Origin of the sequence: Asticcacaulis aquihabitans, assembly GCF_032490435.1 — a bacterium.
Taxonomy (GTDB): Bacteria; Pseudomonadota; Alphaproteobacteria; order Caulobacterales; family Caulobacteraceae; genus Asticcacaulis.
Genome location: NZ_JAVGWM010000003.1, coordinates 477,267 through 499,186 on the forward strand (window position 1 = coordinate 477,267; position 21,920 = coordinate 499,186).

The window sequence follows — 21,920 nt, forward strand, 5'->3', positions numbered from 1 at the left end:
CGCGTGAGTGACGACGTAACCCTGACAGTTTCCGAAGCGCCCGTCTGGTGGGCTGATTACGCCCCGAAGGCGGCGCTGGGCTATTCGCCGGTTCGCGCCTGCATTGCGGGTGACGAAAATAGCGATATTTCGCCGACAGAACTGCGTGAACTGTGGGGACGGCAATCCCTGATCGTCGCCAATGCCGCGCTTTTGCGGACACGCTTGTTCGGTAACCGCAATCATCGGGAAGCGCGTCATTTCGACGTGCTGGAACTGTTCGCCTTCGTCCGTCCCGCGCAATTTTGTGCGCCGTCGGTCGCCGGTCTGGCCTTGGCCTGCGGTTATGCCGAGCCGCAGACGCCGGAGGCGCAGGCGCGCGCTCTGTTCGATGTCATTACCCATTTATGTGAACTATTGAAGTCGTCGCCGCTCGGAGTCCGACTTGTGGCGCAATCCGGTGTGAGGCTCATGGAAAAGCAGGGCTGGGCGTGGGCGCCCATGCTTCAGGCTGTGCTGGACGCCACTGAGATTCCGCCCGACTATATCGCCCCGCCAGCCCTTGACGTTTGGTCATTACTGGAAGAGTGGGAAGATCAGGCGCCCGAAGGCCAACCGCGTACCGTGTCCTTAAGCGAAGAAGAGGTCGGTGCGGCGCTTGACGCCGATTTGGCGCGTGCGGGCCTCGATGAGCGGCGGCCGGAGCAACGTGCGTTCGCCATGCGCGCGCGCGACATCTTTGCGCCGAAGTTCGTCAAGGACCAACCGAACATGTTGCTGGCCGAAGCGGGCACCGGCGTGGGCAAGACCCTTGGTTACCTGGCGCCCGCCCATGCCTGGGCACGCAAGGCGCAAGGTCAGGTTTGGATTTCGACGTTTACAAAAGCGCTGCAAAAACAGATATATAACGACACGCATGCCTTGTTTGAACATCCGTCGGAACGTGCAGAACAGGTGGTGGTACGTAAAGGGCGCGAAAATTACCTCTGTCTTCTCAATTTTCAGGAAAGATTGAATAGTGCCCACAGCCAGCCAGAATTGATAATGGCTGTGCTAATGGCGCGCTGGGTCCTTTATAGTCGCGATGGCGACATATTGAGCGGCGATTTTCCGACTTGGTTGCCGTCCCTTTTGCCGCCGACGTCGCCGGCCCATGTCTTTCAGACCCTTACCCCCTCGGCCCTGGTCGATCGGCGCGGCGAATGCACCTATGCTGCCTGTCCGCATTATCGGGTTTGCTTCATCGAAAAATCGGTGCGTAAGGCCAAATCCGCGTCACTGGTCATCGCCAACCATGCCCTGGTGATGGCCCAGGCAGCTTATGACCTGCGTGACATCGCGCGGGCAGAGATGCAGGCGGAATTGAATGGCGAGGACGTTCAGGACGAGGTGGCTGTGCCCGCCCTGTCACGCCTTATATTCGACGAAGGTCACCATGTTTTCGAGGCCGCCGATTCGGCTTTCGCCACGCGATTGTCCGGTCTGGAGGCCTTCGAACTGCGGCGTTGGATTCGCGGCAATGAAGGTCGATCTCGTCGGGGACGCGGGCTGGAGGCGCGTCTGGGCGATCTGCTGGCCGGCGACGATGCGTCGAAACAGGCCATGCAGGAACTGGTGCGCGCGGCCGCCTTACTGCCTGCGGAAGGCTTTTCCCAACGCATTACCGTGCGAACCCAGGATGGCGGCGGGCTCGACCCCGTGGGCCCTGTCGAAGCGCTTCTGGTCGAAGTTTACAAGCAGATAGACATACGTCTGGGCGAGGTGCGCGTGCGCACCAAGTTTTCACCGGACAATGAGCAGGGCGGCGAATGCGAGGCCCATCCCTGCCTGGAGGGGGTAGCACTGGCAGCCAAGACGGCGGCGCGGGCCCTGGCGGCTATCGAAGCGCCGCTATTGGCCCTGGTACGTGCCCTGGAAGACCGGCTAACGACCGGCGGGACGGAGTTGGAACCGGCGGACCGTATTCGGATCGAAGGCGCCCTGCGCGGGCTTGAGCGGCGCGCGCGTATGCTGCTGCCGGCGTGGCGGTCTTTGTTGCAGCAAATGACCATGGACGAGGACCCGTCAAAGGATCCGTCTTTGCCGGGGCGTAGCCCGGAAGCGGCGCAGACGATCGACTGGTTTTCGACCGAAGTCATTCGCGGACGGGTGGTTGATGTCTGCCTGAACCGGCACTATGTCGATCCGTCTCTGCCTCTGGCCGAATATGTGCTGAAACCGGCGCACGGCGTGCTGATTGCCTCCGCGACGTTGAGCGACGGCACGCGTGAAGCGGCGGACGGCGATATCTTCGGTTTGGCGCGGCAACGGACCGGTGCCAATCATCTTGTGATGGGCACGAAGACGGTCCGCGTCGCATCGCCGTTCGATTATGCCTCCCAGGCGCGCCTGTTCGTGGTTACCGATGTGTCGCGCGACGACGCGCGCGCTGTTGGGGCTGCCATGCAGGCGCTGTTTATCGCCGCCAAAGGGGGAGCGCTCGGCCTGTTCACCGCCATCCGGCGCCTGCGCACCGTCTATGAGCAGATCAACCGGCCGCTGGGCGAACGGGGGCTGTCGCTTTACGCCCAACATGTCGATCCGTTGGATGTCTCCGACCTGATCAGCGTCTTCCGCGCTGAACATCATTCCTGCCTGCTCGGAACTGACGCCGTGCGTGACGGCGTCGATGTGCCGGGGCAGGCGCTGCGCCTAATTGCCTTCGATCGCATTCCCTGGCCGCGGCCGGACACCTTGCACCGCGCCCGGCGCCAGCATTTCGGCATGAAGGTCTATGATGATGCCCTGACCCGCGCCAAGCTGGCCCAGGCCTTCGGCCGCCTGATCCGCCGTCGCGACGATAAGGGGGTGTTCGTCATGCTCGATTCCGCCGCGCCGACACGCCTGTTTTCTGGCCTGCCGGAAGGCGTGCTGATCCAGAGGTGTACCCTGGCCGAAGCCATTGCCGCCATTGAGATGTTCCTCTATCCCAATTGACCTTTGCCAGGCTCTGTGGCTTTTGGTTAATGTACCAATCCGGGGGAGCCACCATGTCTGACACGAACGACATTACCCTGCCGCCGAAGCCGCAGAAAAAGCCCAGCCGCATAGGTCTGTTCGGGCCGTTTGCGGCCTTGCTCCTCGTCTTCGCTGCCTGGTCCGCCTACTGGTTCTATACCGCCAACCAGGTGCAGGCCCGCGTGCTGTCCCACCAGAAAAGCCTGATCAACGCCGGTTATCAGGCCAGTTTTGATCCCGTCCAGGTGCGGGGGTATCCGTATCGGATGTATCTCGACTTCCGCCATGTGACCGTGGTGTCGCCGGTCGGGCGCGGTTTTTCCGCACCTGTCGTTCAGGCCGAGGCCAATGCCTACGCCCTCGACAAATGGATCGCGGAGGTGCCCGAAGGTCTGACCCTGTTTCGTGGTCGCCCGGCGGGTGTCGACCTCGGCAAGCTGGCCATTACCGGCCGCAGCCTCAAGGCCAGCGTTTCCGGGCTCAATCACCCGATGTATAACGTCGCCCTCCAAGGCGTGGGCCTGACACTGACGCCGTCTGACCCGGCACATCCCTTCACCTTTTCGTCGGCGGAAAACTTCGAAGCCTATCTGCGTCCCAACGCGGCCGATACCGATGCCGCCGATATGCTCATCCGTGTCATCGGTGCGCGGGGGCAGCCCAATAGCCTCGTCGGCGATCTGTCGCCGCAAAAGCCGCTGTCCCTCCATGTCGAAGCGACGGTCAACCATATGAAGGCGTTCCAGGGCGAGAACTTCGCTGACAGCCTGAAGACCTGGAGCACCAATGGCGGTGCCATCAAGGCGTATAAGGCCAAGCTGACGGCCGGCGATCTCAACGTCTTCACGACCGCCGATACTCTGACGCTTGATGCGACATCTCACCTTCAGGGCAAGATGAATGTTGAGATGTCAGGTACGTTCAACCCCATTGACGTGCTGGGGGCCTTGCGCCTGATATCGCAGGAAAACATGACTCAGGCCAGGCCGGTATTGAACCTGACCCTGGCGACCCAGGGCACGCAGAGGTTCGCTGTTGAGTTTCATAACGGTGGCGCCTATGTCGGCACTATGAAAGTTTCAGATGCACCTATACTGCCGTAATACTGCAACTATGCGTATTTTGGCCTAAACAAGACTTGAGAAGCCAGATGTAAGCGCTTAGGTTGGCCGCCTGCGCCTAACCCGGAACCTGTGCCTTGAGTAGTTTAGCCGACCTTCGCACCCAGATCGATGCCCTCGATACTGAGCTTTTGCGCCTCATCGATGCGCGCGCCGCCCTGGGGCAAGCCATAGGCGAAGCCAAGGCGAAGGAGGAAGGGACGAACCGGCAAGTCTCACTCCTGCGGCCCGACCGTGAGGCCCTGCTAATCCGCAAGCTGATCGCCATGCCGCGAAAGGCCGCCTCCGAAGCCGTGGTGGTGCGTATCTGGCGGGAGCTGATTTCTGAAAACCTGCGCATTCAGGGCGCGGCGCACGGCGGTCTGCACCTCAATATGAGCGCGGGCGAACATTCCAAGGAAGTCCTTGTGTGGGCGCGCGAACGGTTCGGTTTTGCGCCGTCCTTCGGTTACGTCAACGATGCCACGGCCGCCATTCAGGCGGCGCGCGATGTCCGTCAGATTTCCGTCCTGTCGCTTGATCCCCGTGGCGGCGCGTGGTGGGCGCGCCTGCTGGCCGAACCGAAGGTGCGCATTATCGCCGCCTTACCGGAATTGACGTTGAAAATCGCGGGCGCCCGGCCACATGCCGTGGCGCTCGCTGCCATTCAGCCGGAACCCACAGGCGATGACCTGACATTCTGGGTCAGCGATTCCCGCGAACACGAAAATAAGATCGTCGAACATCTTAGCCTGCGCGGTTTCGCGGCCGAATGGCTTTGCACCGCGCAGGGTTTGAAGCTATTTGGCCTTATCGGCTACGTGCAGGAAAACGACGAGCGCTTGGCGGCGGACAGCCTGGGCAGTCTGTCGGGCATCATCGGCGCGGCGCCTCGTATTTAGAGACTTAAACACATGACCAACAAAATCGCTCCCGCCCCGAAAGCGGGTATATTGGATATCGCCCCCTATGTCGGCGGCAAGTCGAAGATCGACGGCGTGGCCGAGCCGATCAAGCTGTCGTCGAACGAGAACGCGCTGGGGTGTTCGGCGCGCGCCATCGAAGCCTACGAAAAGGCGAAGGAAAAGCTGTTCCGCTATCCAGACGGCCACGCGGCACCTCTGCGCGCCGCCGTCGCCCAATATCACGGGTTGGAACCGGAACGCCTCGTCTTCGGCAACGGATCGGACGAAGTTTTTGCCCTGCTCAACCAGGTCTATCTCGAAGCTGGCGACAATATCGTCACCGGTGAGCACGGTTTCCTGGCCTACCGCATCAGCGCCCTGGCGTGCCAGGCCGAGGTGAAACTGGCTGAAGAACCGGACCAGCGCGTGTCTATAGATGCCCTGCTGGACCTGGTCGATGATCGCACCAAGATTGTCTATATCTCCAACCCGGCCAATCCGACGGGCACGTGGAATACACCGGAAGAACTCGCCGACCTGCGTGCACGTCTTGCCCCGTCGATCCTGCTGGTCATAGACGAAGCCTATGCCGAATTCGTCGATGAACCGACCTGGGCCACCGCTTTCCCGCTGGCGCGCGGCGCCGATAATGTGATCGTGACGCGCACCTTCTCGAAAATTCACGGTCTGGCTGGTCTGCGCATCGGCTTTGGATACTGTCCGGTCGATGTCATCGCCGCCATCGACCGTATCCGCCTGCCGTTCAACGCCAACCTGCCGGCGCAATTTGCCGCCGTGGCGGCGCTTGAGGACACTGTTCACATCGAAGCGTCTCGCCAGCAAATCCTGAACTGGCACCCCCGCTTGCGTCAGGCGATCGCCGGTATGGGCTTCGATATCCGCAAGGGGATTGGCAATTTCGTCCTGATATACTTCCGTGATGCCGAAGAAGCCGCCCGTGCCAACGAATTCCTCATGTCGCAAGGTCTGATCGTGCGTCATGTCGCCAATTACGGCCTGCCGCAGGCCCTGCGCATCACCATTGGGAAGGATGCGGAAAACGAAGCTTTTCTTGAGGCGTTGAGCCGTTTCGCAGCCACGCGCTAACATCGACCGCCGCAAACCCACGTGCGCACAAATGTCGCGGGGTTTGCGGTTTTGCGTTGTGCTATCTATACTGGTCTTTCGCGTCGCAGAAGAGTAGCCATGCCTGATCAAACCGCCCCAGCCCCTACGTTAAAAGTCGCCTTTGGACAGGGCTTTCTGAAGGATTGCTGGTGGTTCGCTGCCCTGTCTGGCGATCTCATCGCAGGCAAACTGCAACGCTATGTCTTTCTGGGTGAACCTGTCCTGCTGGGTCGCGATCTGGACGGTCGGGTTTATGCTATACGCGATATCTGCCCGCACCGCGCCGCGCCTTTGTCGGCGGGGGAAATGGTCCGGGATGGGCGAGGTGGGGCCTGCGTCGTGCAATGCCCGTATCATGGCTGGACCTTCGATACGTCGGGGACTTGCAAATCCGTGCCGTCCCTCACGCCGGACCAGGATATGGACGTGGAGAAGATCCGGGTGCGCAACTACACGGTTCGCGAACAGCAGGGCATTGTATGGATATACATGACCGCCGATGCGCGCCGGCCGACCGAAGCCGATCATGAGCCGCCGCAATTACCAGGCGTCGTCGGCGGCAAGCCGATTATCGTCGAGACCATGGATTTCGATTCCCATATCGATCACGCTGTGGTCGGTCTTATGGACCCGGCGCATGGCCCCTATGTGCATCAGCAATGGTGGTGGCGCTCGGCCAAGAAACAATTGTCCAAGATCAAGGCGTTCGAACCACGGGAGTTCGGATTTTCGATGATCCGCCACAAACCGTCGTCTAACAGCCGTGCATACAAGATTTTGGGCGGTGCACCGGCGACAGAAATCACCTTCCGGCTGCCCGGCATCCGCTATGAGCACATAGAGGTGGGGCCAAAGCAGGTGCTGGGTCTGACCTGCTTAACGCCGCTCGACGATAAGACGACGCGCATCACCCAGATCTTCTGGTCCGATCATGGGCTGTTCCGTTTTATCGCACCGCTGTTCCGCTATGGCGCCAAGGCCTTCCTCAAGCAGGACGGCGATATGGTGAACCTGCAAAACGAGGGTCTGAAATACGACCCGTCGCTGTTGTGGATCGATGACGCGGACACCCAAGCCAAATGGTACCAGCAACTCAAGAAGGAATGGATGGCATCGCGCGCCGAACAGCGCCCCTTCGTCAATCCGGTCAAGGCCACTACCCTGAAGTGGACATCGTAAACCGGCCTTGAGCCGAAATTTACCATTTCCTGCTTTGATGCGGTCCCGTTCCGGAGACCGCCTTGGCCGACGCCTCAAAATTTTCGCAGTTGCGTGACGCCGACTGGCTCGATGCCAAGAGCGTCCGTTTCTGGGCGCTTATGCTGCTGTTGGTCGATCTGTTTCCTATCGTCTTCCGGCTGTTGACCGGAGATGGCCTGATCGACAGGAACGGGATGCCGTTCGGCGGCGACTATATCAGCTTCTTTGCTGCGTCCAGACTGGCCTTGTCCGGCCATGCCGCCGATGCGTGGCGGCCGGAATTGCACCACGTCGCCGAAACCGCCGTGTTCAGCCGCGACCTCGGCTACTGGGCCTTCTTCTATCCGCCGCCCTATCTGTTGCTCTGCCTGCCTTTGGGGCTGGTCTCGTACGGCTGGTCGACGGTCATCGCGCTCGGGACCACCACCGGCCTCATGCTGGCGACGGTTCGCACCTGGCTTGCACGCATGATGGCGGGGGTGAATGCAGGCGACGCCCGGGCGATATGGCTGCCCCTGATTGCTTTCCCTGGCATATGGATGAACATCGCCTGCGGCCAGAACGCCGCCTTGACGACGGCCATTATGGCGGGCGGGTGCCTGCTTCTGCAACGGGCGCCCGTTGCGTCGGGCTTAGTGTTCGGCCTGCTGGTCATAAAGCCGCAACTGGCGCTTGCCTTGCCGTTTCTGCTAGCCGCGTCCGGGCGCTGGAAAACATTTTTCGCTGCGGGCGTAAGCGCGTTCACCTTGTGCCTGGTGGCGTGGCTCGTTTTCGGTACTGAGAGTTATGCGGCGTTTTTTGCCAATAGCGCGCTGGCTCGGGCAACCCTGGATCAAGGGTTCGTCGATGCCGCCAAGATGCAGAGCCTGTTCGGTGCTTTGAAAACCTTGGGTCTGTCTAATGTGGCGGCCTATGCGGCGCAAATCCTGCTGGCCGGGATTGTTTTGGCCCGCGCCGGCTGGATAGCCGTACGGCTAAGGCCAGATGCCCATGCCTTTGGCGCCCTGCTGGTTTCGGCCAGCTTGCTGGTCAGCCCCTTCCTGCTCGATTACGACCTGTTGATGATCGTCCTGCCCTTGGGCTGGCTGATCCTGACTGGCGTGCGAGAAGGGTTCAAGCCCTGGGAAAAGATGCTTTGCATTTGGATATTCCTGCTGCCTGCGGTGGCGCGCGGCTTGGCCGAGATGGCCCACCTGCCGCTGGGGGCACTAAGCGTATGCCTGCTGTTCTGGCTGGTTCAGGGGCGCATAGCAAAAACGGCGGACACGAATATGTCCGCCGTTTGAAACCGTCAAACTGATAGGTATCAGGCCGAAATGCCGGCAATGACGATGCGGATCTGGGCGGTCAGGTTTTCGGCCATTTTGTTCAGGTCGTAGCCGCCAGCATCGTCGCTCGCCTGATAGGCGCGACGCAGATTGGCGAAGCACAGATCCTCAAGCACTTCGGAAGCGCAGTCGATATCGGCGCCCGCGGGTATTTCTTTGCGTTCGCGGGCTTGCGTCAGTGTATTCAGCAAGACCACGCGTACCTGTTCGCTCATCTTGCCCACTTCATTCGGTGTCGACTGATCGTGGCTCCATTTCATGACGAAGGCGGACAAGACGATACGCGCATTGTGTTGCGAGGTTTCATAGGCGCGCATCAATTGCCGATGAAGGCGCACGACCAGGGGCAGGGACTCGTCATGCGCGCTACGCATGGCGCCGATGACCTTCGCGTTTTCTTCCTCAAGCACGGTCATGAAGATTTCGTTCTTGTCGGCGAAGTTGGCGAACAGTGCGCCCGTCGAAAGTCCGGCGGCGCGAGCGATGTCACGCAATGTCGCCGCCTCGAAGCCGCGCTCACGGAAAAGGGTCGCCGCCGATTCCAGAATTTTCAGGCGGTTACGCTCTTTGGATTTCGCGCGATTTCCGGTGGCCATGGTCACGGTCTCTGCGGCAGTTGAGGCCGTCTTGGAGGCGGAAGTTTCATTGGGATCGTACATTACGCTATTACTCACACACAAAAAATGAAGTTTACCTTAGGGGAAGATTTTCCAGAGGCCTCCTCTACTTAGTATGCACGAAGGCCTATTACAATGGAGGCCAATGTTATTTCTGTGCGTTGCAATAGGGGACGCACATCCTTTTAGTTGAACGGTTTGCGTGAGACGTTCCGTCGCGGGGCGGTATAAAAATCTCGACTTTTGGCTATAAAAAGGCGATATGACAACATGATCGATATTCTGCGCATTCTTGCTCTGGTCGCCATGTTCGCCGTTCTGGTGGTCTTGGGCGTCGGCATTTTCAGCTTGCTTCGCGGCGGTAAATTTCGTGAGAACTGGTCGAACAAATTGATGCAGCTTCGTGTGCTGTTGCAAGCGATTGCGATCGGGTTGCTGGTACTTCTTGCCTGGTTCATGAAAAACGGGCATTGACGGGCAATTCGATTACGAGGCCGCATGGTCAAGCTCAACAAGATTTACACCCGCACCGGCGATGACGGTACGACGGGATTGGCCGACGGGTCGCGCCGCTCCAAGGATGATGATCGCCTGAGCGTCATAGGCAGCGTCGATGAGGCCAATGCGGCGATCGGCCTGGTGCGGCTGTATGTCACACAGGACTTGGCCTTGGATGGCTTGCTGGCGCGGGTTCAAAACGACCTGTTCGATCTTGGCGCGGATTTGGCGACGCCATCGGATGACATCTCCTGGACCCCGATCCGCATACAGGCGGCACAGGTAACCGCTCTGGAGATCGCTTTAGACAGCTATAACGCGCCGATGGCACCCCTGACCTCGTTCATACTGCCAGCCGGCTCGCCTCTGAGCGTTCACCTGCATTTGGCGCGCACCATTGTTCGCCGCGCGGAACGCGATTGCGTCACCCTGGCGCGAAGCGATGCGGTCGGTCCCGACGTGCTGAAATATCTTAACCGCCTCTCCGATCTGCTGTTCGTGCTGGCGCGTCATGCCAACGATCAGGGCCGCGCCGACGTGTTGTGGGTGCCTTCGAAATAAAGGATTTCTGATGTCGAAACTGTTTTTCGCCACCGGCGCCGCCGTGTTCCTGTGTCTAACACAATGTAGCCCGTACAAGGCAGATGGCGGGAAGGGTGGCCAGGACTTTGCCCCCAGTCCAGCCCATGCCTTCGACGTGAGTGCGGATATTACACCCGAGGCGGCGGCGAAGCTGAAAGCGCTTGGCGACGGCCTAGTCATCGATGTCAGTTATTACGGTTATCCAACCCCAGCCTCTCAGTCCAAGGCCAACCAACTCCACCAGATTGACCTCGGCCAGGAAAAGGTCGGTGTGGCTACTGAAGCGCCTAAGGCCCATATCGCGGGGCGCCTGAACACCGCGGGTATCGCCGACATCGCCGGTGGCGACGCGATGGTTCTGGTAAATGGCTACAGCGTCACAAAAGTTGGCGCCAAGGACGATCAGATCAAATGCGCCTATTACCGCGATCGCCTGACCATGGCGCAGAAGACCGCGCCGACGCTCAAATGCGACCTCGAAAAAGCCGACTGATTACTTTGATGACGCTGCTGCGCCAGAGGCTGCCTGCTGGGAGGCGGCGCCGTTGACGGCTCTGGCATTGCTGGCTTTCAGCGCGTCGTCGTGGAAATCAATCTTTGCCGGTTCGCCGTTCTTGCGTCCGGTGATCTGGGATATGGCGATCGGCGCGTAGCAGTGACGGTCTTTCCAGGAAAACCAGCCGCCGGCGCCTTCGCATTTGCGGCTGGGGATGCCGTACAGCAGGCTGTAACCGATGACGCTTATGCTCAGCACGCCCAAAAGGATGACGAAGAGGTATTTGAGTTTGCCGATCTGGCTGGGCATGCGGGGCGCTTTCAGAGGACGTTTTCGAAAGTCTAACTTGACGTTCACGTAAAGTTGTGGCTTATCCTGTTATGCGCCAAACGGCTTATAAGGGCAATTGAAAATCACTGCGCGGTCGCTGTCAGGCTACTGGCCGATCGTTGTCAGGTCACTGGCCCCGCCGTCAAAGGCACCACGAAAACGGCTGTGAAGCCCAAACAACAATTGACTTTGCGGGCGTGGATCGTCATTTGATCCGCAACCGAATCTGCCCCTTTAAGGGGCGACAGGAAACGAGCCACAGAGGTTAAATGCCATGAAGATTTTGGTCCCGGTCAAGCGGGTGCTGGATTACAACGTCAAGGTCCGCGTGAAGGCGGATCAGTCGGGTGTCGATCTGGCCAATGTCAAGATGTCGATGAACCCGTTCGACGAAATCGCGGTCGAAGAAGCGACCCGCCTGAAGGAAAAAGGCATCGCCACCGAAATCGTCGCGGTCTCCATTGGGCCAGCGCAGGCCAAGGATACCATCATCACCGCCCTGACCATCGGCGCCGATCGTGGTATCCTGATCCAGACGGACCAGGACGTCGAGCCGCTGGCGGTCGCCAAGCTGCTCAAGGCTGTGGCGAAAGCCGAAAAGCCGGACCTGATCATTATGGGCAAGCAAGCCATCGACGGCGACAACAACGCCACCGGCCAGATGCTGTCCACCCTGCTCGATTGGCCGCAGGCGACTTTCGCGTCCAAGGTTGTCATCGAAAACGGCGAAGCCCAGGTGACACGCGAAGTCGATGGCGGGCTGCAAACGCTCGGTGTCAAGCTGCCGGCCGTCATCACGACCGATCTTCGCCTTAATGAGCCGCGCTACGCCTCCCTGCCCAACATCATGAAGGCCAAGAAGAAGCCGCTGGAAATCAAGACGGTTGCCGATTACGGCGTCGATGTGACGCCGCGCCTCACGGTCGTCAAGGTCACCGAGCCGCCCAAGCGCTCCGCCGGCAAGAAGGTGGCCGATGCCGCCGACCTGGTTGCCAACCTCAAGTCCGCAGGAGTTCTGTAACATGGCATTTCTCGTTATTGCTGATCATGATGGCGCCCACCTGCGCGATACCACGCAGAAGACCGTAACCGCCGCCCTGGCCCTGTCGTCCGACGTGGACGTTCTCGTCTATGGCGAGGGTGTGCAGTCGGTTGCTGATGCCGCCGCCGGGATTGCCGGCGTGCGCAAGGTGCTACTCAGCCAGTCCGCCGATCTGAAGCAGGATATCGCTGAGGACGTTGCAGCCCTGGTCAGTGGCCTCGCCGCCAATTACGACGGTATCGCCATTCCGGCCTCTTCCGCGGGCAAGAATTTCGCACCGCGCGTCGCCGCCCTGCTGGATGTCTCGCTGCTGTCGGATGTTATCGAAGTGGTTGACGCCAATACGTTCGTGCGTCCCATCTATGCCGGGAATGCGCTGGAAACCGTACAGACGTCGGAAGCCAAAAAGGTCATGACGGTGCGCACCACGGCCTTCAAGGCGGCAGGTGACGGCGGAACGGCCGCGATCGAAACCGTTGCGGCCCCGGCGTCGAAGGCCGGCACGCGCTTTATTTCGGAAGAAAAGGTCGTGTCCGACCGTCCGGAACTGGGCGCGGCCAAGATCGTCGTCTCCGGCGGACGGGCGCTCGGTTCGGCCGAAGAATTCAAGGCCGTGCTCGATCCTTTGGCCGATAAGCTCGGCGCTGCCGTCGGTGCGTCGCGCGCCGCCGTCGACGCGGGCTATGCGCCCAACGATTACCAGGTCGGTCAAACCGGCAAGGTGGTCGCTCCTCAGGTCTATATCGCGATCGGCATTTCCGGTGCGATCCAGCACTTGGCCGGTATGAAGGATTCCAAGGTCATTGTGGCCATCAACAAGGATCCGGAAGCCCCGATTTTCAGCGTTGCCGACTACGGCCTGGTCGCCGATTACAAGACCGCCGTGCCCGAGTTGCTGAAGGCGCTGGGCTAAGCTTCCCCACGAAAAACGGCAAAGGGAAGGGCGAATGTCCTTCCCTTTCTTTTTGCGTATTGCGTTGCCGCCGGGTGCGCTTTATCTCCTATCTCCATACAGTTTCGTTACCGGCAGTTCCGTCTCCGGACTTCCGCTTCGGAACGTGCCAAGGACAGTTACATGAATATCAAGACCGTAGGGATTATCGGCGCCGGACAGATGGGCGCGGGCATCGCGCAGGTGTGCGCGCAATCGGGTTACGACGTCATCCTGTTCGACGCCTCCGCCGACGCCGTCAAAGCCGGCATGGCGCGCATTGAAAAGGGCCTGAACCGCCTGGTCGAAAAGGAAGCCATCACGGCTGCTGCTGCATTGGACGCGCTTAAAAAGCTGCTTCCGGCCGCGTCTATATCGGAACTTGCGCCGTGCGATCTGGTGATCGAGGCGGCCACCGAAAAGGAAGAGGTGAAGAACGCCATTTTCCGCTCGGTTTGCGAGCACCTGAAGCCGGAAGCGATGCTGGCCTCGAACACCTCGTCCATCTCCATCACCCGGTTGGCGGCAGCCAGCGATCGGCCGGGCAAGTTCATTGGCCTGCACTTCATGAATCCGGTGCCGGTCATGAAACTGGTCGAAATCATCCGCGGCATCGCCACGGACGCCGACACCTATGAGATCGCGGTCGATTTCGCCAAATCGCTCGGTAAGACGACAGCCAATTCCGAAGATTTTCCGGCCTTTATCGTCAACCGTGTTCTGATCCCGATGATCAACGAGTCGATCTACACCCTGTATGAGGGCGTCGGGACGGTCGAAGCCATCGACACGGCACTGAAGCTGGGGGCCAATCATCCGATGGGGCCGCTGGAGTTGGCGGACTTCATCGGCCTTGATACCGTTCTGGCCGTCATGAACGTGCTCTATGATGGCCTGGCCGACAGCAAGTATCGTCCGTGTCCGCTCCTGACCAAATATGTCGAAGCCGGCTGGCTTGGCCGCAAGACAGGACGCGGTTTCTACGATTATCGCGGCGAAAAGCCGGTGCCAACGCGCTAATGGGCGGCACGGGGCTCAGCTATCGTCAGCCCGAACTGCGCTGGATGTTTATTTCCGGCATCGCCGCCCTATGCCTGCACGGTCTGTGCTGGTTCGTCGCGATGATGTTGCGCGGTCATGACGACGTCGCGGCCGAGGTCCAGCGCCAGATGACGTTGGCCCTGTTCTGGATGATCGGGGTTTTGGTCATCTGGAAGATGGCGCCGTCGCCATCGCGTCTCCACGCTACCTTCACTGTCTTGATCTGTGCCCTGTTCGTGTGTGTGCTGGGCTCGGTCGCGGCGTTGTCCAATCTCGTGTTCGTCCAGCACTATCCGCTGAATGAAACGGTGAAGCCGTTTGTCATTCTGAGCCTGCTTCTGATCCTGATGCAGATGTCGCTGGCTGTGCCGTCGGCCATCCTGTTGCAGGCCCTGGCGCTCAAGCGCGTGCCGCCGCCAAGCCAATGACGCCCCCCGCGCAGGCCCGTGCTCAGTCTCGCATCCAGGCGCTCGACTATATCCGCGGCCTCAGCATATTGGGCATATTGCTGGTCAATGCCATTGCCTTCGCGCAGCCATTCGATGTCTACGGTCTGCCATCCGCATCGCCGGTTGCGCTGACACATGACGATCTGACCACCTGGTGGGTGATCGAGACCTTTTTCAAGGAAAAGTTCATTACCTGCTTTACCCTGTTGTTTGGGGTCAGCATCTACTTGGTTGGACGCGATACTAATCCTAACGATCCGATCTACCGGACGCCGCTTTTCCGGCGGCTGGCGTGGCTCATATTGTTCGGACTGATACACGGCGTGCTGATTTGGCACGGCGATATCCTGTTGTCCTATGCGGTTACAGGTTTTGTCTTCTGGCGCTGGCAGGCAGCGAGTGCTCGTCGCCTGCTGCTGTGGGGAAAGGGCCTGTTTATCCTTGGTACGCTCACCCTGCTGGGTGGCAATATTGCTGAAGATCTCCAAGGCATAGTGCGTGCGCCAAACGTCGCCGAGGTCCCCGCGATTGTGGTCCATATGCGTGGAGGTTTCTGGGACTCGCTGGGTCAGAATGCCGTGACGTGGGGGAAAACGATCGTGCCGGAGCTTCTCGGCTTTATGCCGACCACCCTCGGGCTGATGATGGTGGGACTCGGGCTGTTCAAATCCGGCATATTGGCCGGGGAGGCGAAAGGGCGCACCTATCTCGGCCTGATCGTGGCCGGACTTGTAAGCCTGATCCTGATCGGCTGGCAGGCATCGGTCACGCTGGCAGAATGGTTTCCCTTCCCTAAGACGTTCGGACTCTACGGCCTCGCCAATTCCCTGTTGTGCCTGCCAGTCGCCCTCGGTTATGCCAGCGCGCTTATCCTGGCCGGCCGGACGCGGTTCGGTGCCATATGCCTGTATCCCCTGGCCTGCGCCGGGCGGATGGCCTTTACCAACTATCTGACCCAAAGCCTGATCATGACCGGGCTGTTCTACGGCGGGCGCGGCCTGGGCCTGTTCGGCACGATGAATCATGCCGCCTTGGTGCCGATCGTCATGGCGATCTGGGCCGGACAACTGGTCGTCAGCACGATCTGGATGTCGCTGTTCCGCTACGGGCCGTTCGAATGGGGCTGGCGCTGCCTGACCTATGCGCGGTCGATGCCCCTGACAAAGGGCTAACGCCTATTCGGCAAGAAGCTTGTCAAGCAAGGCCTGGACTTCCGGCGTATCCCATTTGGCCTCTCCGTCAAGCCGGGCAACCATGCGGCCCTGCTTGTCGAGGATCAGGGTGCCGGGCATGCCGGAAATCTTGTATTTCGACGGCGCCTGGAAGTTTTGATCGGCATATACCTCAAGCGGTTGTTGCACATCCATGAAGGATTTGACGTCGGCGAATTGTTGTTCCGTATCGACACTGAGGGGCAGGACCTTGACACCCTTGCCGGTATACAGGGTTTGCAGGTGTGCCAGTGTCGGCATTTCAAAGCGGCACGGGGCGCACCAGGTGGCCCACACATTGAGCACGACGACCTGGCCCTTGAAATCACTCAGGTGCACCGGCTTCTTATCGCGATCGATGAAGGAGATGTCCTCAATGACCTGCGGCGTCTCATAGGTCGCCATCTTGGCAAGCGGTCCCTTGGCGTAGACGGCCAGCGGGCCTTTGGCTTGGGGGATGGCAGCCGTGGGGCCTGCCAACGTAGGCAGGGGCGCCTCAGGCGTTTGCGTGGCAATCATGGGAACGATGAGGCGCCAGGCGACCAGTGCGATGATAATTGCCAGCACGACCGTAACGACAACAACAACGGCAACTGGCACGGCGCGCTTTTTCCGTATGATTCCGGCCTGAATCCCCTTGGGTTGGCGCGTATCGTCGTCTATAGGCTTCACAATCGGCGTCACGGCCGTTTGCCCCTGTACGTCAGTCCCCATGGACGCCGGCTTCTGCGCGTCGTCCCTATTCAATTCAGGTTCCGTCATGACCGATCATTCCGCCGATAAGGGCCCAGCCGTTCAAACCCCGAAGACAGAAGGCGCGGGGCAAAAAATGTGGGGTGGACGTTTCAGTGCCCGACCCGATGAGATTATGCAAGCCATCAATGTCTCCATCGATGTCGATAAACGCCTTTGGCAACAAGACCTTGCCGGTTCGAAGGCGCATGCCGCCATGCTTGCCAGCCAAGGTATCATAGATTCCGAAGATGCCAAAATCATCCTGAATGGGCTGGACACCATAACCGGTGAGATCGAGGCGGGCACATTCCCGTTCCGGGCCGAATTCGAAGACATCCACATGAATGTCGAAGCGCGCCTGCGCGAACTGGTTGGACCGGTCGCCGGTCGCCTGCATACCGCCCGGTCGCGCAACGACCAGGTGGCGACGGATTTCCGCCTGTGGGTCCGCGATCAGGTCGATGACACCATCCGGCAACTGGGTGCGCTTCAGGACGCCCTTTTGATGCGGGCCGAACAATATGCCGATGCCCTCATGCCGGGCTTCACGCACCTGCAACCGGCCCAGCCGGTCACCTTCGGTCATCATCTGATGGCCTATGTCGAAATGTTCGGCCGCGACCGCTCACGCTTTCAGGACGCGCGGGTGCGCATGAACGAAAATCCGCTTGGTTCGGCGGCGCTAGCCGGATCGCCCTTTCCGATCGACCGGCATATGACGGCGCAGGCCTTGGGCTTCGACCGGCCTATGGGCAATTCGCTTGACGGCGTATCGTCCCGCGATTTCGCCTTGGAGTCGCTCAGCCATGCCGCGATTTGCGCCGGCCACCTGTCGCGCCTGGCCGAAGAAATCGTTATCTGGACGACGCCCTATTTCGGTTTCATCCGCCTATCGGACGCGTTCTCGACGGGATCGTCGATCATGCCGCAAAAGCGCAACCCCGATGCCGCTGAACTGGTCCGCGCCAAGACGGGCCGCATCAATGGCGCGCTGATCGCACTGACCACGGTGATGAAGGGCCTGCCTCTGGCCTATTCCAAGGATATGCAGGAAGACAAGCCGCCGGTGTTCGAAGCTTTCGATTCGCTGGATCTGGCCATTCGCGCCATGACCGGCATGGTGCTCGACCTCGAAGCCAATACCGAGCGAATGAAGGTGGCGGCGGGCGCTGGCTTCTCGACGGCAACCGATCTGGCAGACTGGTTGGTCCGTACACTGAATATTCCTTTCCGCGATGCGCACCATATTACCGGTGCCGCCGTAAAGCTTGCTGAATCCAAAGGTGTGGATTTGGCGCAACTGCCCCTCAGCGATCTGCAAAATCTGGAAGCCAGGATCACTGATGACGTGTATAAGGTATTAACCCCCGAGGCTTCGGCCGCCTCCCGCCAGTCCTATGGCGGTACGGCGCCGGACCAGGTTCGGCTGCAAATCCAGCGCTGGAAGGATCAACGCGCATGATGCCCCCCCGTAAGTCCCGTTTCGTCATGCTGGCGGCGCTTGCCGCCATCGCGTCGGTAGCCATTTCCGCCTGCGGCAAGCTCGGCACCTTGGAACAGGCACCGCCGATTATGAACAAGAAGGCGGAGCAGTCCTGGTCCGCGTCGAAGAACGCCGATGGCGGCGTTACCCTGACTACTGACTCGTCGTCGTCACGGGCATCTGAACGCGCCACGCCGGACGCCGATTCGTCGAACAGCATGGAAAATCCGTACACGGTGAATAAGCGCATCGCGGATGCACCGCTCGAAGGTTTCGGCAATAATACGCAAGTCGTCAATTCACCGACGCACTGACAGATTCAAGGGTAGATGAACCATTTCGATTACCAAGACGGCGCGCTGCATTGTGAGCAGGTGTCGCTGACGGAGCTGGCCGAGCGGGTTGGCACGCCGTTGTACGTGTATTCTTCGGCGACCCTGGAGCGGCACTACCGCGTGTTTGCGGACGCCCTGGCGTCCAAGCCGGAATTGCACAGTCCCAAAGGCGAGGCGCCGCTGGTGGCCTTTGCCTGCAAGGCGAACTCCAACCTGTCCGTTCTGGCGACCCTGGCCGCCCAGGGCGCAGGGGCCGATACGGTGTCGGAAGGCGAAATCCGCAAGGCGCTGAAGGCCGGTATTCCGCCGGAAAAGATCGTCTTTTCCGGTGTCGGCAAGACCGATGCCGAAATGGCTTTCGCGCTTCAGGCCGGCATCTACCAACTCAATGTCGAAAGCCGGCCGGAACTGGAACGCCTGGCGCGCGTCGCCGCGGAATTGAACCGCGTCGCGCCGTTCGTCATCCGCATTAATCCGGGTGTCGGTGCCGGTGGTCATGAAAAGATCACCACGGGCGGGGCCAAGGACAAGTTCGGCATCTCGGCTGCCGAGGCGCTGAAACTCTATGCCGATGCCGCCGGCCACCCGAATCTGGCCCCCATGGGCATTGCCTGTCATATCGGTAGCCAAATTCTTGATTTGACGCCGTTGCAAGAGGCCTTCGGTCGCATGCGTGGCTGGGTAGAAGACCTGCGCGCTGGCGGTCTGAGCGTCGAACGCCTCGATCTGGGCGGCGGCCTGGGCGTGCCCTATTTTAATCAGAAGGAACCGGCGACTGTCGCCGACTACGCCGAAATGGCAGCACTTTCGGTCGGCAATCTCGGGGTGCGGTATACATTCGAGCCCGGCCGCCTGATCGCGGCCAATGCCGGCGTGCTGATTTCCAAGGTCGTCCATGTTCATGAACGGGCCGATTCCGGCCAGAAGTTCCTGGTGCTGGACGCTGCCATGAACGACCTGATCCGCCCGGCCCTGTATGATGCCTTCCATGACATCCGTCCGGTTGCGCGCCCAGGTAACGAAACGGCCAGCTATGACGTGGTCGGACCGGTCTGCGAAACCGGCGATACCTTCACGCGCGGCCGCGAAATGCCGGTGATGCAGACCGGAGATCTGGTCGCCTTCATGTCGGCGGGCGCCTATGGTGCTGTCATGGGAAGCGAATATAATTCACGTCCGCTCGCGCCTGAGGTGTTGGTGCGTGACGGCGATTGGTACATAGTACGTCCTAGGCCGAGCTATGATGAGATGATGGCGCGTGAGCCCATGCCTGACTGGTTCGCCGCTGAACCGAAGGCCAGGATCGCGTAACAGAGGTCTGGCAGGCAAAACTTTGGACAAGGTCTTGGGGGACTTATGCAGAGTAACAAATCGCCGTTCGCACCCTTGAACCGGGGGCTTTTCTTTACGCAGATGACCATGATGTGGGAACGCATCTTGCCGGCCCTGTTTCCCTATGTCTTGCTGGTTATCCTGATTTTGGTGGCCGGTCAGTGGGGATTGTTCCGTAACCTGCCCAAGCCTGTGCACCTGGCCGTCCTGGCCGCGGGCTTGGTTATAACTGTTGTTGCATCGGTGCGTGCCGCTTTGCGCTTTCGGATGCCCACCTTTACCGAAATCAATACGCGCCTCGCGGTCGATAACGGTCTGCGGCCTGAACGCTTGCTGGCCATGCGCCATGAGCGGCGCCAGCCGAAGCTGCGTATCGGCAAGGCAAAGGCCGGCATTGCCGCCGCCGATCCGTTTGCCTTGCGTTATGTCGCTCTGGCGGGGGCTATTCTCGGTGTCCTGATCTTGGGGCCTGTGCCGGTCCAGCAGGTGGCCAGCGGCTTTTGCGTCTTCGGCGATATGCCTGAATCGTTTGCCAGCATGCATCTGGCGCTAATCGGCAAATAGGACGGCCGTTAGATCAATCCAACGCACCAATATAGGGCAGGGCGCGATATTTGCCGCCATCATCCAGTCCGTAGCCGACCAAGTACCGCGCCGGGGCTTCCCAGGCGGTGAAGTCGGCCTCCATCTCACGGCGTGCACCGTCCTTCAATGGGTCCGGCTTGCGGGCGAAAACGGCGGTCAGAACCTCCGAGGCGCCGGCTTCGAGGGCGATTTCACGCGCAATCTTGAGGCTGGCGCCTGTGTCCAGCACATCGTCCATAATCAGCACCTGGCGGCCCTGCACGGAGCGTTGCAAGGGCGCACGGATCAACATGGTCCCGCTTTCGTGGCTGTCGGCATAGGAGGACAGCCAAAGGGCATCGAAGGCGATGTCGCGGCCGGCCCGGTTCAGCGCGCGCGACAGGTCGGCGGCGAACCAGATGCCGCCGGTCAACAGCACGACGCCGACGCAATCAGACTTCACATAATCGACCATCAGATCGGCCAGGGCCTGAACCCGGCCCTGAACCTCATCGGCCCCTAACAGGACAGGCGGCAGGACAGGATCTGACATCAATGACCGCCCGCCGCATGGGCCGCCGGTGCCGGTGCGGCGTCATGGCCGGCGTCTTGTTGCGTCAGCCCAGTACGCAGACTCGGTGTCGGCACGTTTGAAACGGCGCCATGGCTGTTTGCCGGAGGGGCATCATGATCCATCGGACCGTCGGCTTGCGCAACCTCTTCATGGTTTTGCGCCGCGGCCTCCTCATGACCGGCCGGTGTCGCTTCATGGCCCGCCGCCTCATGATCTGACGGCGCATGCCCGCCTTTTTTTGGAGTCTTTTCCTGCTTCATGGCGACCAAGTCGAAATCGACGTCGAGTGAAGACGTCAGATTTCTGGGGTCAGCGACATCGAAAACCAGGGTACGCGTGGCGTGGGGACCGACCACCAGTCCGTCAGCCGGCATGAGCAGCGACGAAAATTCCTGAAGCTTGGCGTCCAGCAGCTTTACGCGGACCGGCGGGACCGGCACGGCCTTGCCGCTGGTGTTATTAACCTGCGCTTTTACTGTCACCACGAAACGTCCGCCTTTGAAACCGGCCTGGCCGTCTATGGTGCCAAAGCGCAGGGGCGTGCCCTTGACGTCCATGCCGACCATGGCATAGGCGCCGGCGACGCTGGGGAACATGCGGACGATATCCACGCGCAGGAAATAACCGAGTACCAGAAGCAGAACCAGCACGGCGCCCAGGCCGCCCCAGATCATGCCCTGCGCCGTTAGCGCCTTGACCCGTTTCTGGTCGTTGAGCATGGCGCGGTATTTCAGCGGCAACTTCTTGGCCTTGACCTCATGCAGATCTTCGGCCGGTTCCTTCTGTTTCTTGACGTCGGAGAAGGACAGGTCAATTGGTTTTTCGGGAACTTCGGGAATTTCGGCGTGCCAGGTCGTCTTACAGGCGGCGCAGCGGACGGTGCGTCCGCGTGGCCCCAATTGGGCCTCGTTGAGCGTATATTTCGTCGCGCAATTGGGACAGCTAAGAATCATCGCCAGAACTAGGACACCGAATCAAACTTCCCCATTAACCATCTTGGGGTTTTTTAACCTTTTAGCCGCAAAAGTCTTAACAACTGATCAAGCGAATCCTGTAAGCCATT

At 60.1% G+C, this 21,920-nt stretch carries 23 protein-coding genes; 18 read left to right on the top strand and 5 right to left on the bottom strand.

All coding sequences use genetic code 11. From position 1 onward, the window contains the following. The first annotated feature begins 3 nt into the window (after window positions 1-3). From RCJ00_RS12900 to RCJ00_RS12925, 6 genes are all read left to right on the top strand, one after another. Window positions 4-2,955, top strand: coding sequence for an ATP-dependent DNA helicase (locus RCJ00_RS12900; protein ID WP_316222377.1), 2,952 nt, complete (start codon window positions 4-6; stop codon window positions 2,953-2,955). Between the two features lie 53 nt (window positions 2,956-3,008). Further along, on the top strand, window positions 3,009-4,079 hold the full coding sequence (locus tag RCJ00_RS12905) for a DUF2125 domain-containing protein (RefSeq protein WP_316222378.1): 1,071 nt from the start codon (window positions 3,009-3,011) through the stop codon (window positions 4,077-4,079). A 95-nt stretch (window positions 4,080-4,174) separates the two neighbouring features. After that, window positions 4,175-4,978: a chorismate mutase gene (locus RCJ00_RS12910; RefSeq protein ID WP_316222379.1), complete on the top strand. Its 804-nt coding sequence runs from the start codon at window positions 4,175-4,177 to the stop codon at window positions 4,976-4,978. Window positions 4,979-4,990: 12 nt separating this feature from the next. Further along, window positions 4,991-6,088 (top strand): histidinol-phosphate transaminase, encoded by a 1,098-nt coding sequence (gene hisC, locus RCJ00_RS12915; RefSeq protein ID WP_316222380.1) that lies wholly within the window; start codon window positions 4,991-4,993, stop codon window positions 6,086-6,088. 99 nt (window positions 6,089-6,187) lie between these two features. Next, the gene (locus tag RCJ00_RS12920) at window positions 6,188-7,288 is read left to right on the top strand and encodes a Rieske 2Fe-2S domain-containing protein (RefSeq protein WP_316222382.1); all 1,101 of its coding nucleotides are present in this window, start codon (window positions 6,188-6,190) and stop codon (window positions 7,286-7,288) included. A gap of 62 nt (window positions 7,289-7,350) precedes the next feature. Beyond that, complete coding sequence (locus tag RCJ00_RS12925; protein ID WP_316222383.1) at window positions 7,351-8,595, top strand: glycosyltransferase family 87 protein; 1,245 nt, start codon at window positions 7,351-7,353, stop codon at window positions 8,593-8,595. A gap of 20 nt (window positions 8,596-8,615) precedes the next feature. Here RCJ00_RS12925 and RCJ00_RS12930 read toward each other — a convergent pair whose 3' ends face one another. Then, window positions 8,616-9,296 carry a TetR/AcrR family transcriptional regulator gene (locus RCJ00_RS12930; RefSeq protein ID WP_316222384.1) on the bottom strand — a complete coding sequence of 227 codons (681 nt, stop codon included), beginning with the start codon at window positions 9,294-9,296 and terminating at the stop codon, window positions 8,616-8,618. 228 nt (window positions 9,297-9,524) lie between these two features. Between RCJ00_RS12930 and RCJ00_RS12935 the strand changes: the two genes are divergently transcribed. From RCJ00_RS12935 to RCJ00_RS12945, 3 genes are read left to right on the top strand one after another with little or no spacing between them, the layout of a single operon-like run. After that, window positions 9,525-9,728, top strand: a complete 204-nt coding sequence (locus RCJ00_RS12935) for a twin transmembrane helix small protein (RefSeq protein ID WP_023456391.1) — start codon at window positions 9,525-9,527, stop codon at window positions 9,726-9,728. A 24-nt stretch (window positions 9,729-9,752) separates the two neighbouring features. Continuing rightward, window positions 9,753-10,313 (top strand): cob(I)yrinic acid a,c-diamide adenosyltransferase, encoded by a 561-nt coding sequence (locus tag RCJ00_RS12940; protein ID WP_316222387.1) that lies wholly within the window; start codon window positions 9,753-9,755, stop codon window positions 10,311-10,313. Window positions 10,314-10,323: 10 nt separating this feature from the next. Continuing rightward, a complete protein-coding gene (locus tag RCJ00_RS12945) occupies window positions 10,324-10,827 on the top strand; it encodes a hypothetical protein (protein ID WP_316222388.1) in 504 nt (167 codons plus the stop codon). On the opposite strand, the gene RCJ00_RS12950 is transcribed toward RCJ00_RS12945, so the two are convergent. Continuing rightward, a complete protein-coding gene (locus tag RCJ00_RS12950; RefSeq protein WP_316222390.1) occupies window positions 10,828-11,139 on the bottom strand; it encodes a hypothetical protein in 312 nt (103 codons plus the stop codon). A gap of 295 nt (window positions 11,140-11,434) precedes the next feature. On the opposite strand from RCJ00_RS12950, the gene RCJ00_RS12955 reads away from it, so the two are divergent. From RCJ00_RS12955 to RCJ00_RS12975, 5 genes are all read left to right on the top strand, one after another. Further along, window positions 11,435-12,181 (top strand): electron transfer flavoprotein subunit beta/FixA family protein, encoded by a 747-nt coding sequence (locus RCJ00_RS12955; RefSeq protein ID WP_316222391.1) that lies wholly within the window; start codon window positions 11,435-11,437, stop codon window positions 12,179-12,181. Window position 12,182: 1 nt separating this feature from the next. Continuing rightward, on the top strand, window positions 12,183-13,115 hold the full coding sequence (locus tag RCJ00_RS12960; protein ID WP_316222392.1) for an electron transfer flavoprotein subunit alpha/FixB family protein: 933 nt from the start codon (window positions 12,183-12,185) through the stop codon (window positions 13,113-13,115). A gap of 162 nt (window positions 13,116-13,277) precedes the next feature. After that, on the top strand, window positions 13,278-14,153 hold the full coding sequence (locus RCJ00_RS12965) for a 3-hydroxybutyryl-CoA dehydrogenase (RefSeq protein WP_316222393.1): 876 nt from the start codon (window positions 13,278-13,280) through the stop codon (window positions 14,151-14,153). Continuing rightward, window positions 14,153-14,602 (top strand): hypothetical protein, encoded by a 450-nt coding sequence (locus tag RCJ00_RS12970; RefSeq protein ID WP_316222395.1) that lies wholly within the window; start codon window positions 14,153-14,155, stop codon window positions 14,600-14,602. The genes RCJ00_RS12965 and RCJ00_RS12970 overlap by 1 nt, the downstream gene beginning before the upstream one ends. Continuing rightward, window positions 14,599-15,795 (top strand): DUF418 domain-containing protein, encoded by a 1,197-nt coding sequence (locus RCJ00_RS12975; RefSeq protein ID WP_316222397.1) that lies wholly within the window; start codon window positions 14,599-14,601, stop codon window positions 15,793-15,795. The genes RCJ00_RS12970 and RCJ00_RS12975 overlap by 4 nt, the downstream gene beginning before the upstream one ends. Window positions 15,796-15,798: 3 nt before the next feature. On the opposite strand, the gene RCJ00_RS12980 is transcribed toward RCJ00_RS12975, so the two are convergent. Continuing rightward, the gene (locus tag RCJ00_RS12980) at window positions 15,799-16,596 is read right to left on the bottom strand and encodes a TlpA family protein disulfide reductase (RefSeq protein ID WP_316222398.1); all 798 of its coding nucleotides are present in this window, start codon (window positions 16,594-16,596) and stop codon (window positions 15,799-15,801) included. A gap of 67 nt (window positions 16,597-16,663) precedes the next feature. Here RCJ00_RS12980 and argH point away from each other — a divergent pair, with 67 nt between their 5' ends. From argH to RCJ00_RS13000, 4 genes are read left to right on the top strand one after another with little or no spacing between them, the layout of a single operon-like run. Next, the gene (gene argH / locus RCJ00_RS12985) at window positions 16,664-18,031 is read left to right on the top strand and encodes an argininosuccinate lyase (protein ID WP_316222795.1); all 1,368 of its coding nucleotides are present in this window, start codon (window positions 16,664-16,666) and stop codon (window positions 18,029-18,031) included. Continuing rightward, a complete protein-coding gene (locus tag RCJ00_RS12990) occupies window positions 18,028-18,366 on the top strand; it encodes a hypothetical protein (RefSeq protein ID WP_316222400.1) in 339 nt (112 codons plus the stop codon). The genes argH and RCJ00_RS12990 overlap by 4 nt, the downstream gene beginning before the upstream one ends. Before the next feature lie 15 nt (window positions 18,367-18,381). Beyond that, window positions 18,382-19,698: a diaminopimelate decarboxylase gene (lysA, locus tag RCJ00_RS12995; RefSeq protein WP_316222401.1), complete on the top strand. Its 1,317-nt coding sequence runs from the start codon at window positions 18,382-18,384 to the stop codon at window positions 19,696-19,698. Window positions 19,699-19,743: 45 nt separating this feature from the next. After that, complete coding sequence (locus tag RCJ00_RS13000) at window positions 19,744-20,283, top strand: DUF4175 family protein (protein WP_316222402.1); 540 nt, start codon at window positions 19,744-19,746, stop codon at window positions 20,281-20,283. 13 nt (window positions 20,284-20,296) lie between these two features. Here RCJ00_RS13000 and RCJ00_RS13005 read toward each other — a convergent pair whose 3' ends face one another. Together RCJ00_RS13005 and RCJ00_RS13010 are read right to left on the bottom strand one after the other, a co-directional pair. Further along, window positions 20,297-20,836: a phosphoribosyltransferase gene (locus RCJ00_RS13005; RefSeq protein WP_316222403.1), complete on the bottom strand. Its 540-nt coding sequence runs from the start codon at window positions 20,834-20,836 to the stop codon at window positions 20,297-20,299. Further along, entirely contained in the window at window positions 20,836-21,810 is a 975-nt protein-coding gene (locus tag RCJ00_RS13010) for an MJ0042-type zinc finger domain-containing protein (protein WP_316222404.1), read from the bottom strand. The genes RCJ00_RS13005 and RCJ00_RS13010 overlap by 1 nt, the downstream gene beginning before the upstream one ends. Between the last annotated feature and the right edge of the window lie 110 nt (window positions 21,811-21,920).

Coding starts and splice junctions, on each gene's coding strand:
- RCJ00_RS12935 (WP_023456391.1), top strand. CDS start 9,525: ATGATCGATATTCTGCGCATTCTTGCTCTGGTCGCCATGTTCGCCGTT.
- RCJ00_RS12965 (WP_316222393.1), top strand. CDS start 13,278: ATGAATATCAAGACCGTAGGGATTATCGGCGCCGGACAGATGGGCGCG.
- RCJ00_RS12975 (WP_316222397.1), top strand. CDS start 14,599: ATGACGCCCCCCGCGCAGGCCCGTGCTCAGTCTCGCATCCAGGCGCTC.
- RCJ00_RS12940 (WP_316222387.1), top strand. CDS start 9,753: ATGGTCAAGCTCAACAAGATTTACACCCGCACCGGCGATGACGGTACG.
- lysA (WP_316222401.1), top strand. CDS start 18,382: ATGAACCATTTCGATTACCAAGACGGCGCGCTGCATTGTGAGCAGGTG.
- RCJ00_RS13005 (WP_316222403.1), bottom strand. CDS start 20,836: ATGTCAGATCCTGTCCTGCCGCCTGTCCTGTTAGGGGCCGATGAGGTT.
- RCJ00_RS12950 (WP_316222390.1), bottom strand. CDS start 11,139: ATGCCCAGCCAGATCGGCAAACTCAAATACCTCTTCGTCATCCTTTTG.
- RCJ00_RS12945 (WP_316222388.1), top strand. CDS start 10,324: ATGTCGAAACTGTTTTTCGCCACCGGCGCCGCCGTGTTCCTGTGTCTA.
- argH (WP_316222795.1), top strand. CDS start 16,664: ATGTGGGGTGGACGTTTCAGTGCCCGACCCGATGAGATTATGCAAGCC.
- RCJ00_RS12955 (WP_316222391.1), top strand. CDS start 11,435: ATGAAGATTTTGGTCCCGGTCAAGCGGGTGCTGGATTACAACGTCAAG.
- RCJ00_RS12960 (WP_316222392.1), top strand. CDS start 12,183: ATGGCATTTCTCGTTATTGCTGATCATGATGGCGCCCACCTGCGCGAT.
- RCJ00_RS12905 (WP_316222378.1), top strand. CDS start 3,009: ATGTCTGACACGAACGACATTACCCTGCCGCCGAAGCCGCAGAAAAAG.
- RCJ00_RS12990 (WP_316222400.1), top strand. CDS start 18,028: ATGATGCCCCCCCGTAAGTCCCGTTTCGTCATGCTGGCGGCGCTTGCC.
- RCJ00_RS13010 (WP_316222404.1), bottom strand. CDS start 21,810: ATGATTCTTAGCTGTCCCAATTGCGCGACGAAATATACGCTCAACGAG.
- RCJ00_RS12930 (WP_316222384.1), bottom strand. CDS start 9,296: ATGTACGATCCCAATGAAACTTCCGCCTCCAAGACGGCCTCAACTGCC.
- RCJ00_RS13000 (WP_316222402.1), top strand. CDS start 19,744: ATGCAGAGTAACAAATCGCCGTTCGCACCCTTGAACCGGGGGCTTTTC.
- RCJ00_RS12970 (WP_316222395.1), top strand. CDS start 14,153: ATGGGCGGCACGGGGCTCAGCTATCGTCAGCCCGAACTGCGCTGGATG.
- hisC (WP_316222380.1), top strand. CDS start 4,991: ATGACCAACAAAATCGCTCCCGCCCCGAAAGCGGGTATATTGGATATC.
- RCJ00_RS12920 (WP_316222382.1), top strand. CDS start 6,188: ATGCCTGATCAAACCGCCCCAGCCCCTACGTTAAAAGTCGCCTTTGGA.
- RCJ00_RS12980 (WP_316222398.1), bottom strand. CDS start 16,596: ATGACGGAACCTGAATTGAATAGGGACGACGCGCAGAAGCCGGCGTCC.